12 protein-coding genes and 1 riboswitch are annotated in these 12,572 nt (G+C 45.0%); all 12 genes read left to right on the top strand.

Features of this window, described 5'->3' with window-relative positions; translation table 11 throughout:
* Window positions 1–289 (top strand): tyrosine-type recombinase/integrase (locus ACFSB2_RS26790; protein ID WP_377946310.1); only part of this gene is annotated, 289 nt, incomplete at its 5' end.
* 473 nt (window positions 290–762) lie between these two features.
* A complete protein-coding gene (locus ACFSB2_RS26785; RefSeq protein ID WP_377946309.1) occupies window positions 763–1,266 on the top strand; it encodes a hypothetical protein in 504 nt (167 codons plus the stop codon).
* 13 nt (window positions 1,267–1,279) lie between these two features.
* Window positions 1,280–2,071: a VC0807 family protein gene (locus tag ACFSB2_RS26780; protein WP_377946308.1), complete on the top strand. Its 792-nt coding sequence runs from the start codon at window positions 1,280–1,282 to the stop codon at window positions 2,069–2,071.
* A gap of 276 nt (window positions 2,072–2,347) precedes the next feature.
* A complete protein-coding gene (locus tag ACFSB2_RS26775; protein WP_377946307.1) occupies window positions 2,348–2,653 on the top strand; it encodes a hypothetical protein in 306 nt (101 codons plus the stop codon).
* A gap of 420 nt (window positions 2,654–3,073) precedes the next feature.
* A riboswitch (TPP riboswitch) is annotated at window positions 3,074–3,180 on the top strand.
* 93 nt (window positions 3,181–3,273) lie between these two features.
* Window positions 3,274–5,028, top strand: coding sequence for a phosphomethylpyrimidine synthase ThiC (gene thiC / locus ACFSB2_RS26770; RefSeq protein WP_377946306.1), 1,755 nt, complete (start codon window positions 3,274–3,276; stop codon window positions 5,026–5,028).
* Window positions 5,029–6,068: 1,040 nt separating this feature from the next.
* Window positions 6,069–6,836, top strand: coding sequence for a ParA family protein (locus ACFSB2_RS26765; RefSeq protein ID WP_377946305.1), 768 nt, complete (start codon window positions 6,069–6,071; stop codon window positions 6,834–6,836).
* Window positions 6,823–7,365 carry a hypothetical protein gene (locus tag ACFSB2_RS26760; RefSeq protein WP_377946304.1) on the top strand — a complete coding sequence of 181 codons (543 nt, stop codon included), beginning with the start codon at window positions 6,823–6,825 and terminating at the stop codon, window positions 7,363–7,365. The genes ACFSB2_RS26765 and ACFSB2_RS26760 overlap by 14 nt, the downstream gene beginning before the upstream one ends.
* 645 nt (window positions 7,366–8,010) lie before the next feature.
* Window positions 8,011–8,958: a hypothetical protein gene (locus tag ACFSB2_RS26755; RefSeq protein ID WP_377946303.1), complete on the top strand. Its 948-nt coding sequence runs from the start codon at window positions 8,011–8,013 to the stop codon at window positions 8,956–8,958.
* A gap of 814 nt (window positions 8,959–9,772) precedes the next feature.
* Complete coding sequence (locus tag ACFSB2_RS26750) at window positions 9,773–10,081, top strand: hypothetical protein (RefSeq protein WP_377946302.1); 309 nt, start codon at window positions 9,773–9,775, stop codon at window positions 10,079–10,081.
* 63 nt (window positions 10,082–10,144) lie between these two features.
* Complete coding sequence (locus ACFSB2_RS26745) at window positions 10,145–10,405, top strand: hypothetical protein (RefSeq protein WP_377946301.1); 261 nt, start codon at window positions 10,145–10,147, stop codon at window positions 10,403–10,405.
* Between the two features lie 78 nt (window positions 10,406–10,483).
* Window positions 10,484–11,869, top strand: a complete 1,386-nt coding sequence (locus ACFSB2_RS26740; protein WP_377946300.1) for a serine hydrolase domain-containing protein — start codon at window positions 10,484–10,486, stop codon at window positions 11,867–11,869.
* A gap of 290 nt (window positions 11,870–12,159) precedes the next feature.
* Window positions 12,160–12,572: TetR/AcrR family transcriptional regulator (locus ACFSB2_RS26735; protein WP_377946299.1), on the top strand; the 413-nt coding region annotated here is incomplete at its 3' end.

Below are 12,572 nucleotides of genomic sequence, written 5' to 3'. Positions count from 1 at the left end.
TCCATTGTACCGGAAAGTCAACAAAGGGGATTGGGTGGAGCTCCGTAGATTATCCGATAAATCTGTCGCCAATATTGTAAAACGAATGGTGAGATCCATCGGGTGTAATCCCGCGTTATACGCAGGGCATAGTTTAAGAGCTGGATTTGCCACCGTTTCGGCTGCAGCCGGCGCAAATGAGCGTGACATTATGCGACAAACAGGTCATAAGAGTGTTGCTACTGTGCGTAGATATATTCGCGAAGGGGAAATGTTTAAAGATAATGCAGCTTCACGTCTAGGATTATAGTAGAGGTGGAATATCTTCGCTACAAGCAAGTGGTTTTCTCCGCTTTTGGGATAGCTTCATATTTGGGAATAAGATTATAAAAATGTAAAAAACACATCGAGTTCTACAATAATGTTTTAAATTGGAATCAGGGGCAGCATAGATTGAACATTATGTTTCCAATACGCCGCCTATCCCAAAAACTCATACATATTTGTTTTGGTGTGGTTGGGGTCATTACGAAGTGACAGTCCCCCCACGCTAACAAATTAAGCCCATAAAACCCTGCTTGGTCCTCGAAGAGGTCTATCTACAGATGGACCTCTTTTCTAATTGAACTTCAACCTCGGTGTAGACGTCATGGAACCATTGTCGTCGTATCATGGAACCAGAAAAGCCAGTCGGGCTTACCTTTATAGAGGTTGTCCGGAAGGGAACTTATTTCCTGCATTCATCCCAAGATAGGCGTGTCTACGACAAGGAGGGTCCTATTGATGCCAACTGCACAGGACGTTATTCTCGGTATTGTCATTCTGTTGTTTGTAGTGAAACGACAACTTTCACCACGCACATTGAGTGGCGGACTTCTGTTCCTCCCACTCATTCTCGGCGCTTATGCACTGTATGAAGCTGCCGGAGATTCGATGGTTCAAATTGCAGGGTGGATTTCACTCTTGCTCACTTTGGCGATGAGTTTCATTGTTGGCCTTATTCGCGGTCGAATGACTCGTATCTATCAAGAAAATGGTCGGTGGATGATCGCCGGATCATGGCAGAGCTTGTTGTTGTGGCTCGTCTCCATCCCGATTCGGTATGGCCTACGCTTCTTACTCGTGCCACTTTTGGGTGAAGGCGCAGCCTTTCACGGACAGACCGCCCCGCTCCCATACCTCTTTTCCATCGCTGGCCTATTGCTCGGTCGAGCACTGATTCTTGCACTGAGACATCCAGAAGCCGTCCGCCAAGCGCGCCGAGCGTGCAGAAAGACGCCGTTATAGTGACTGAGGTTATATGTACCGGACGGCACGGCCGGTTACGAGAAGGAAGACGATAGAGCGATCCTATCCGTTGTATGGTGCTACAATCGTGAAATTTTTTCTCTTGGAGTTGCAACGCACGTGTGTTTTCCGCCTTGTTTCCACGAACTGTTTGTTAACTGGGAGGGTGTTTAATGTGAATCAGAATATATCTGCAACGAAGTGGGCGCGTGGAATTGTCTGGACTCTATTTCTTAATGGTGTTGTTCCGCTAATTCTATACACGATTTTGAAACACCAGATGTCGAATATACAAGCACTTGCCATAGCCACTGCCATACCCGTACTTGACAATGTCTGGACTATTATAAAACAGCGTCGGGTAGACATTTTAGCTTTATTCACGATGATCGGCTTTTTGTTGGAACTCGGTATATTGCTTATACATGGTAATGCACAATTACTGCTCTTGCGCGGAGCTTTCGTGACAGGAATGCTTGGGATTACGTTTCTTGGATCCTTGTTATTTCCTAGGCCGTTGATTTACTATTTTGCTATTCGATTTAATTCATCCGAAGAGGGACGCAATCGCTTGTCCTCCTTGTGGAGCAACTGCCATTTTCGACGTAGAATACGCATAACGACTCTCGTGTGGGGCGTTGCGTTACTCAGTGAGGCACTACTTGAGACCGTGCTCATATACTCCATTTCTACGTCAGAATTCGTGATTATCTCGCCATTTATTCAGTATGGAATTATTGGATTGGCCTTTACGTGGACCCATTGGTATAGAAGAAAGGTTAGAACGTCATCCATGGGTAGTTGAGTCTGGGTGGGTGTCTCTTTCTTTTCACATATTTAAGTGATATTGAAGTAATTAAACAGACGGCAGAGCTCTAACTAATGCAATATGGGCACACCATTGACTACACCGTTAGCTATGCATTTGATTAGCATACGAGGGAGCGGGAATGGTGGAATCGAAAGAACCAGTATCCAAAGAGATTATTAACGCGCTTGAGCAACGGTTGAATCCGATTAGTTGGCATCGCGAACTCCGAAAGTCGGACCAGTATAATTTGACCAGCAGAGTCAGGCATGTGTGCATGCCAAAGCACAAACTGTTCTGAGCATTCACTCTGTTTTCCTCGCAAAGGTTCGCTGGAAGAGACAAGACAATTACACCGAGCATTTTGTTTTTGGATCCACCGCGCAACACGGAGCTTCGCAGTCTCGTCAACTTGGCGTTCACACCGAAGGCGATTTCCGCTCGGGCACCTTGATTGAAGAAATCTCTAAAGAGTTACTTGATGTGCAGTTGACCGCCTCGAAACCGCGGGAGGCGGCACCAAGACCTAAGGTGTGCGACGGGTTGCCCGAGTCTCTTATCCCTTGCTCGTTATCGTGATTGCGGAGATGATGGGAGTTCCTGCGGAGGACCGAGAAGTTATTCAAGCAATGGTCAGACTTACCGATGGAGGGGTCTGCCGATTCGAATCCAGAGACCATTATGAACCTAATGAACCGCAAGCAAGCAGGACGGCGCGAGTTGAATGGGTATTTTCGAAACATTGTGGACATCAGCGCAAACATCCAAAACCGAATTTGATTGGTGCGTTGCTGGATGCTCAAATAGATGGAGAGAAGCTGACAATAGAAGAATTACTCTGCTTTTGTGTCCTGTTATTGGCCACAGGAAACGAAAACTATACTTAGAAAAAATGAGACATGTTTCGCAGACTGCCCCACTTGTCAAACTGATGTAATGCATCAGGAGCTAAGTAAGGTTGTTTAACCAAGTGGTCAATGATATCGTAGAAGCGACAGTATAATCTAAAACGGGAGCTCGGCAAACCGGGCTGAGAGGGCGAATGTATCGCCGACCGTCAACCTGATCTGGATAATGCCAGCGTAGGGATTTTCTTTGCACATTTATTTTCTGTGAAGACCCCCGAACAATATGCTGCGGCCTTTTAGGTTGACAAAGACCACAGCCTGTCCCCGCTCCGAATTGAAGGAGACAAACAAATGTCAAATGATAGTGAATTTTTCCCCAGTAGTAAAAAGGTATACGTAATAGGCTCTCGCTCCGATATTCGTGTGCCAATGCGTGAGATACTACTCTCACCTTCGACGGGCCGATTTGGAGAGCAAGTGAACGAACCTGTACGCGTGTACGATACGAGTGGTATATACACGGACTTGAATGCTGTCACAGACATACAACGAGGATTACCTTCAATTCGTAGACATTGGATTCTTGATCGTGCAGACGTTGAGGAATACGTGGGGAGAAATGTATTTCCAATTGATGATGGATTAAAAGGCACCGCCGAATCGAATCGAGAAGTGTTTCCTGGCTTAAAACGAAGACCGCTTCGTGCTCAAGCAGCTAAAAATGTTACACAAATGCACTATGCAAGAAAGGGTATCATTACGCCCGAAATGGAATTTATCGCAATTCGAGAAGGAATGGACTCTGAATTTGTTCGTAAAGAAGTTGCAGAAGGACGAGCAATTATTCCATCCAATATCAATCACCCTGAAAGCGAACCAATGATTATAGGTAGGAACTTCCATGTAAAAATTAATGCAAACGTCGGTAACTCTGCTGTCGCATCATCCATCGAAGACGAGGTAGATAAAATGAGATGGGCGACACTTTGGGGGGCGGATACGGTCATGGATTTATCCACTGGAAAGAACATTCACACTACACGTGAGTGGATTATTCGCAACTCCCCCGTACCTATTGGGACCGTACCTATTTATCAGGCACTTGAGAAGGTCGATGGAGAAGCAGCAGCATTAACATGGGAGATATACCGTGATACGTTAATCGAACAGGCGGAGCAAGGTGTAGATTACTTTACGATTCATGCAGGAGTTCTTCTTCGATATATTCCACTAACTGCGAAGCGTGTTACCGGCATTGTGTCACGCGGCGGGTCTATCATGGCAGCCTGGTGCTTGGCACATCATCAGGAAAGTTTCCTATATACTCACTTTGAAGAAATTTGCGAAATTATGAAGGCATACGATGTTGCTTTTTCACTAGGTGACGGTCTTCGTCCTGGCTCTATTGCAGACGCCAACGATGAAGCACAGTTTGGAGAACTTCAAACACTTGGGGAACTTACCCAAATCGCGTGGAAGTACGATGTGCAGGTAATGATTGAAGGCCCAGGTCATGTTCCTATGCACAAGATCAAAGAAAATGTAGATCGACAAATGGAAGTATGTCATGAAGCCCCGTTTTATACACTCGGCCCACTGACCACTGATATTGCTCCAGGTTATGACCATATTACGTCATCAATTGGGGCAGCGATGATCGGGTGGTTTGGCACTGCAATGTTGTGTTACGTGACACCTAAGGAACACTTAGGGCTTCCGAACAAAGATGATGTAAAAGAAGGCGTCATTACCTACAAAATTGCTGCTCATGCAGCAGACTTAGCCAAAGGACATCCCAACGCTCAGCAACGTGATGATGCACTCTCCAAAGCCCGATTTGAATTTCGTTGGCGTGACCAATTCAACCTGTCTTTAGATCCACAACGGGCAATTACATTTCACGATGAAACGCTCCCTGCAGAGCCTGCAAAAACAGCTCATTTTTGCTCTATGTGTGGTCCAAAGTTTTGCAGTATGAGGATCACACAAGATATTCGTGAATACGCACAGGAAAAGGGATTGAATTTGGAATCTGCTATCAAAGAAGGAATGCATGAGAAATCCAAGGATTTTTTAGAATCAGGAAGTCAAATCTACCAAGAATAACACAAATAACGAGGTGTGCGTCGTGCATCACCTCGTTATTTCATTCATTGACAGTAACAATCTTACTAAAATGAGAGTAGATGAGGCACAAAATTACCCTACAATGGGTATAGAGTCATCCAATGCATCCGCAACGTATTATACAATATCTGACGACTGACGTCTCGACTGTTTAACGGCGAATTTGAAGGTAGTGTCGGATACTCAATTTCAATTACATTAATTCCCTATTTTAAAGCTACATACTATGTATCTACATATAGGTAAATAACTCCCTCTTGCCGCTTACGAATCTTTCCTTTAATCGCGGAGCTGTATTGGTAACACCACGCCACTTTCCTTAATACCCGTGTGTTTCGCTAATCTAAAAATTGACCATGGAATAGGGTTCTGCTAAACGAAAAGTGGTTCTTTCACGCTTTTGGTGATGCATTCAAAATCCCTGCTATTTCGACAGAATTGATCGATGTTTAAAATTGGGTGATCTTCTGTCCATAGAGTCTAAACTTTAGCATCTGCATGAGCTTGTTTCATATTCGCCGCTGTTCCCGTGTGTGTAAGTCAGTTATGTACGGCAAATTCAGGCTAAACACTTCAAAGATCTTCGTTGCACCAAGCATCGAAAATGCTCCAATCTGGCTGGTATGCTTCGATGCTTATCCTTCAGTAACACAATTCAGTAATATTGTTCAGTAACACAATTCAGTAATATTGTTCAGTAATATTGTTCAGTAATATTGTTCAGTAATATTGTTCAGTAATATTGTTTTTAGAGTTCGCCGTATGCGCGCGTTCAGGGACAGTTTTCCGAACAGCGCCATGTATATGAGACTTCCGCCCCTGAATAGAACGTATCGTGAATTAGCGTTCCATTAGAAAATGTGATACCCGTTAATGGTAGAGATTTAGCGAGTAACGTCACTTGACGCCTTCTCTAGTTTTTGTTGTTAAGTTAAAACTGAAACGTAAACGTGTTGACTTAAACGTTTAATGAATTTACGATAGGAAACAGAGAAGAAATTACGGAAAAGAGGACATATATGGGAATCACCATTAGCTTTGGGCTCCAAAAGGGCGGTGTCGGAAAGACAACGACTACGGCTGTGACAAGCTGGTTGCTCTCTCAACACCAAAAAGTACTCGCGGTTGATTTTGACAGTCAGGGGAATCTTACACAGTTTCTAACTCGTAGGAATATTTATGATTTTACCAATAATACTGTTCTTGAAGCTGTCAAAGAGCGGAATCCGGAACCGTACATTTATCAAATTACCGATAGACTACACATATTACCTGCCGAGGATTTGTTGTCTACATTTTCCAGGTATCTGTATCGTGAATACTCGGGACAACCTGCTCACCTTTTGCGGGAAACGATTGATGAGGTAAAGAACGACTATGATTATATACTAATTGATTTACCTCCGAACTTAGGCGACCAAACCATCAATGGCTTGGCAGCGTCAGATTACGCAGTCGTTATGCTTCAAAGTGAGCCATTTGCGTACGATGCGCTGGATAGATATCTAGAGACGCTTCAGATTGTGCAGAAAATGGCAAATCCGAACCTCCAACTTGCTGGAATACTGACTGGCTTACTTGACGTTCGTACCACTTTGGATAATTCAATTCTGGAACAAGCGCGAAATGATTATGAAGATGTTGTGTTTGACACTGTCATAAGACGGCGGAATCGACTGAAAGAATTCGTTCTTAGTGGCATTACTGATAGAACGCAAGAAGATAAACGGACGTTGGAGCAGTACGAAGCGTTTGTGAAGGAGCTGATGGAACGTGTCAAAGCGTGATCAGATTAAAAGCCTACTTACAAGCAGGACTTCTGAGTTACCGAGCGAGAATCCTGCAAAAAAATCGCTTTTAGAAAGTAATTCACTGAACACGAAAACTGAAGAAACAAACGTATCAGTATTACGTAACACTGAAACTGAAGCAAAAAACACAAACGTAAAACGTAATGCTAAAACTGAACAGTTAAACGAAATAGAAAAACATAAACATCAAACGGAATCGGAAAACGTTTCAGTAAATAGTAATACTGAAACTGAAACGTTAAACATAATAGACAACAGTAACACTGTTCAGTCTGAAACCCCGCAAAAACCCTTTTCCATAGCGGATCATATCGCAGGTATGCTTGAAATTCAGGAGAAAGACAAGAGGACTGTAGAAGACACGCATAAGCGCGCAACATTTCTGATTCGGAACGACTTATTACAGCGCTTAGATAAGGTCGCAAAACGCCAATCTAAGGGCTACAAAACGAGGGTAATCAATCAGCTTCTGCAAACGTGGTTAGACAGTTTAGATGCGCGCTAATGAACCATAAATCGACTGCTTTTTACAAAAAAATAGGGCCAAAAATAGGCCCTCATTTATATCAAAAACGCTCAATTATATCCTTCACGAGATCATTGTGCAATAGTATCTGCCATTTTTTCTCTTGATTAGACATATTTCTTCAGGTAATATAGTCACAAATCGTATTTCCGAGTGTTGAATGATTTCGTTTCTATGTCGTTTTGTAAATTAAATGGATGTTTGTACAACACTATCCGTTTATAACTTTGAAAAAAGAATAGGATTTGCTCCCACCCGGCGACCAAACCAGCTAGAGCAAATCCCATCCGACTAAGTTATTTAACTTATGTCAATTTTAACATACATGTAATGATTACTTCAACATGTAGCGTTATTTTTTGATGGGAAACTGTTTGCTGTTGACGCACGACTGGGGGCCCCTATTCCCGGTCTTTTTGTATTTACAAAAACAAAAGAGAGTTCTAAGTCACAAATTCATCTAAAAAGGAGGATCGTGCGAGAGACGAAAAAGGACAAAAAAATAGCATCGGCTGGAACCGATGCAATGTGGAAGTACCTGTTTCCAAAAGAAAAAGAATTCACAAAAACAGGATACCACGTTGTTCTATTTAATGCAACCTTTTTTAGGTCTTCGCTCTCAGTATGAACTATATCGCAACACCTTCAAATATAGCCAACTCAACAGAAGCGCAACTGCGCACGCAACAACCATACGATAACGCGAAATTTTATACAGCAATGAGACATCGTTTACATCATTACGATCTTCCCGCAAGTGCATTAGCTGTGTTTGTCGGTCTACATATGATCATCCATGATGCAGACACGGGACGTTTTTTTCGCGACGATGTAACATTACGAAAGACCCTCAACTTGCCTAAATCAACAGTCCATCAAGCATTCGAACGTCTTACAAAAACGAGCTTGATCCGCGAACTAGAAGATGGCGAATGGATGATTACTCATTACGAACAAGACCGTTTGATGGCGAAGAGTTATTTTCGTCTCAATGAGAATTTCATCGAAATACTCCCACTACTCGTTCAACACCATGCACCAAACGTTCTACTGTTTGGTCTCGAACTACTTGATCGTGGGCGCCACTATAACTCCGAGATTATCTATGGCACTAAAACATTGATTCATGAGTGGAATTTAGGCAACTGTCGTTCACGTGTATACAAAGCATTAGCACTATTAAGTAGGATTGCCCTTTGGACGATTGTTCCAAACAAAAAAGAGACCGATGATAACCTTCACTTTCACTTAAATAAAGATTATCAACGGGACGAGGAACAAAACCAGTATCGTGCACTTCATGGCCGGATATCTCGAGAAACGAAGGAAGCATATAACTTCTCCGGCGGAACAGACAAACTTACCTGGTATGAATTAGCGAAAACTACAAGAATGATTATCCAATACGGTATAGAACATCAACTAGAAGACAAAGAAATGATTCGATTGGCGGGGATTTTCGGTTCCTACTGTGCCCGTGAACGAGTCAAGACACGTAAAGCCTATTTAGGAAAAGCGCTAAAAAGCAAGACAGGTAACCTCTACGAAAAAGTTCAATGGCTTGCAAGTTAAAATAGAAAGTCATATATAGCTGTCAAATCGGGCCCTTGGCGCGATTCTATTTGCATGCAACTTATTTTAAAGAAGGCTCTGAGCAAACAACCCAGAGCCTTCTTTATGTCCTACAAAAAGAAATATATAGAAAATGACTCACAAAAAGATAGATTTCATTCGTGGATAAATAAAGATTTCCACTGAAACTCGTTCAAGTTGAGAATACAAAACTGTGCATAACTTAGGATAAAGCCAATCTGGAGAAAAGTGGTTCCATATTGTGAACCTCTTCTGTCCAATTTATGCATCACTCAGATCCGAAATCAAAACTTATCTATCAAGGAACTCTCTATCTCTTTGTGTACCCGCTTAACTAATCTTTTATTTAACAGATAATAATCAGAGGTGTGCAAAAGCACAAATTTAAACTATCTTTAACAGCAAATACATTGACTCACTATACTACTGCTTTCGCAGAAATTAGAGGATAACTACTTCAACTAGGGGTCACGTCACGAAACGGAAAAAATCGTACGCTAAGCTCAAAAGCCCAGCGGTAATATGTCGAGGGGGTAAAAGCTGTTTCTATTCCGATTTCATTCTGAATGCGGAAGCACCAACTTGTAATAACCATCTCCAATATTCCATTCCACGCAAACTCCGCCTCTCTCCTAATCGTCTTGCTCGCAACAACCTGACGATACTCCATCCGTTTTCAAGACCATATACCATCATTTCGTGACGCTACCTAACCCTATGAGTCGTTGGGAGAATATTGGCTTTATCGTCAAGGAATCTTGACAAACGATTTTCGTCAAGATATATTGACGACATGGACAGTCAAAACTTGATCAAATGCCTAGATGTCGAACTTGTAAACTCTATTGAAAGCGATCCGCTCGTAGCATTGTCAGTAATTACCCAATTGAAGTCCGCGATTTCCGAGCATGAGCGTATGGCGGTTTTTCTTGCACTGGAATCGCACAGCTGGCGAGAGGTGGGCGAAGCACTCGGCGTGACTAAGCAGGCGGCTTTTCAACGGTTCGGGCCACAATGGGCAGCCATGATGAAAACTAAATTGTCGAAAGGAGAATGGAAGCAAACCATCAAAGAGAAACTGTCCGGCCCGGACAATCGCTAACCGGCAACGGCCCGTCCCGGTCGTACGAACATTGAACAGCTCATTATAAGAGGAGGATCTTAAATGCACGTGTTGGCTATTTCCACCGTATCTCACCCCGACGAGTTCTGGGGCTCCCTAAAGAAGGCATATAGCAGACTTCCCCAAGGATCCATGTGGCTCTTGGCTGTCGCAAGTACCGACGGAACTAAAGCGGTGAATGTGATCGTTCATGATTCGATTTACAATATTAGGAATCTATTTGAGGAATATGTTGCCCCCTTCGGGACGACGGAATACTTCGAGGTCGACGCGACGAATGCGGTTGGCCTCATGAACCCTTAGCCAAGGTGGCTGTGATCAGAATGTAGCGCTTTTTCTAGCTTAGCTATTGAACGCGATACCTTAGAAAGGAAATTTTCCATGACACGAAGACTTGACATAGAACGAATTCAAGGGCGCATATCCAAACTTTTCGACCAATATGGAATTCCTAGTGCTGCAGTGGGGGTCCTTCATGACGGAAAGATTACCGATTTTACCGTCGGAATCAAGGATCTCACAACTCGAGAACCCGCGAAGCCCGACACGATTTACCAGTGTGGCTCCATGACGAAGACCTGGACGGCTCTCGCCTTTATGCAACTCGTCGACGAGGGCAAAGTTGACCTTGACGAACCGGTGCAGGCATACCTCCCCGGTTTCAAAGTCGCCGATCCCGAGGTTTCGGCTACCGTCACACCCCGACAACTCCTGAACCACACGAACGGTATTGAGGAGGAGTTCGACGATCCGGGAGAAGGCGATGACGTCTACGAGCGGATGATCGACAATATTACCGATGCACGCCAAGTCCATCCCTTGGGTCATACCCACGGCTACAGCGCTGCGCTTGGCTACGCGATCCTCGCTCGCATCATGGAAGTCATAGACGGCAAGCGGTGGGACGATATTATGCAAGACCGTCTTTTCGATCCGATGGGGTTGACTTCCACCTACACCTGGCGTCCGAGCGGGACGCAGGAGCAGCTCGCTACAGGGCATATCATTCGTAGCCTAGAAGAGGGACCCCTTGTTTCGCCAATCCGATATTTGCCTCGTTCCTATGGTCCAGGGGGAAATTTGGGCTCGACAGCGCGTGAGGTACTTATGATGGCACACGTCTTTCTCGCTGGTGGCAAGACGCTTCAGGGCACACAAATTCTATCGGCCAAAACCATTCGCGAGATGATGGAATCGCGGGTTCCTCTACCGGATCCGTACATGTTCGGGCCAGAGTGGGCTCTCGGGCTGATCGCCTGCGACTGGTACGGACACACCGTCTATGCGCACGACGGCAGCACCATTGGTTTTAACTCTCGTTTGCGGATTCTGCCGGATTATAACCTTGCTATCGTCATGCTGTCGAACGGGGCACCTCGGGATAGCTTCTACAGAAACGTATTCAATGAGATACTAGTCGATTTGGGCGCGGTCACCATCCCAGACCTTCCAAAGCCCAACACCACTATAAAACTCGACTTTCCCCGGTATGAAGGTATTTACGGGCGGCCCGGTGTCCGGTACGAAATTGAAGCGATACGAGGGAAGCTCTATTTGACGTTCGTACGGGATCCTTTTCAAGCGCAAGTACTCAATAAACCGGAACGTACCCAATATGAGCTACTTCCCATAAGCGACACACACTTTATCATGCCACCGAACGAGCCGCTGGAAGACACACAGACCGTCGCGATATACGACTTCAAGAATGGCGGGGCTCGGTACCTTCACACGAATTGCCGTGTCAATCCAAGAATCCAAGGTTAAGAACCACCCATAAATTTGATAAGACCGAGCTTGAAAGCTCGGTCTTTGTCCTTGGCAGGTTGGCGTATTCAACATCTCTGGTGACTTACCCGAAGGCAAGTGCATTGTAAACAGTTACCGCCCTAAACGTATATCATGGTTCTCCCTAGACTGCTGCCCTTTAGTGGCACACATATGGTGTCAGAAGAAAGTATACGCTCAACCCCCCCAGTCGTTTACTGAACTAACTGCTGTTACGCCAATATAGCACCGCTATAGACACGATTGTATATCGGTGCTATATTGGTCGTATGAATACACGAGACACTCTGCTCAATGCGGCTTTACAAGTTCTCGAGGAAGAAGGCGAGGCACAGTTCTCGACGCGCTCCGTCTGCGCGCTCGCGAAGGTGACCGCACCGACGCTATACCATCACTTCGGCAGCGCCGATGGGCTTCTGAGCGCCGCCATTGCGGAAGCCTTCGCGCAGTTTCTCGAAAGCAAAAGGACTGCGGTCCAATCCGCCGATCCGGTGATGGCGCTGCGCGAGGGCTGGGACGATTATGTGCGCTTCGCGGCGGCGCGTCCACGGCTCTACGCAGTGATGATGAGCCGCGTTCTCGACGACGCTGAAATTCCCGCCGTCGACCAGGCCTTTGCGCTCCTGATCCAACGCGTCGCGGCCATCGCCGCCGAGGGACGGCTCGCGCCGACGGTCGAGGG

It is taken from the genome of Alicyclobacillus fodiniaquatilis, assembly GCF_042678105.1.
Classification (GTDB): domain Bacteria; phylum Bacillota; class Bacilli; order Alicyclobacillales; family Alicyclobacillaceae; genus Alicyclobacillus; species Alicyclobacillus fodiniaquatilis.
This window is presented reverse-complemented; position numbering and strand designations above follow the sequence as displayed.

What these genes read in the sequence shown, in the direction of transcription:
- ACFSB2_RS26785 (WP_377946309.1), top strand. Translation starts at nt 763, where the DNA reads ATGCCAACTGCACAGGACGTTATTCTCGGTATTGTCATTCTGTTGTTT.
- ACFSB2_RS26780 (WP_377946308.1), top strand. Translation starts at nt 1,280, where the DNA reads ATGTACCGGACGGCACGGCCGGTTACGAGAAGGAAGACGATAGAGCGA.
- thiC (WP_377946306.1), top strand. Translation starts at nt 3,274, where the DNA reads ATGTCAAATGATAGTGAATTTTTCCCCAGTAGTAAAAAGGTATACGTA.
- ACFSB2_RS26765 (WP_377946305.1), top strand. Translation starts at nt 6,069, where the DNA reads ATGGGAATCACCATTAGCTTTGGGCTCCAAAAGGGCGGTGTCGGAAAG.
- ACFSB2_RS26755 (WP_377946303.1), top strand. Translation starts at nt 8,011, where the DNA reads ATGAACTATATCGCAACACCTTCAAATATAGCCAACTCAACAGAAGCG.
- ACFSB2_RS26750 (WP_377946302.1), top strand. Translation starts at nt 9,773, where the DNA reads ATGGACAGTCAAAACTTGATCAAATGCCTAGATGTCGAACTTGTAAAC.
- ACFSB2_RS26745 (WP_377946301.1), top strand. Translation starts at nt 10,145, where the DNA reads ATGCACGTGTTGGCTATTTCCACCGTATCTCACCCCGACGAGTTCTGG.
- ACFSB2_RS26740 (WP_377946300.1), top strand. Translation starts at nt 10,484, where the DNA reads ATGACACGAAGACTTGACATAGAACGAATTCAAGGGCGCATATCCAAA.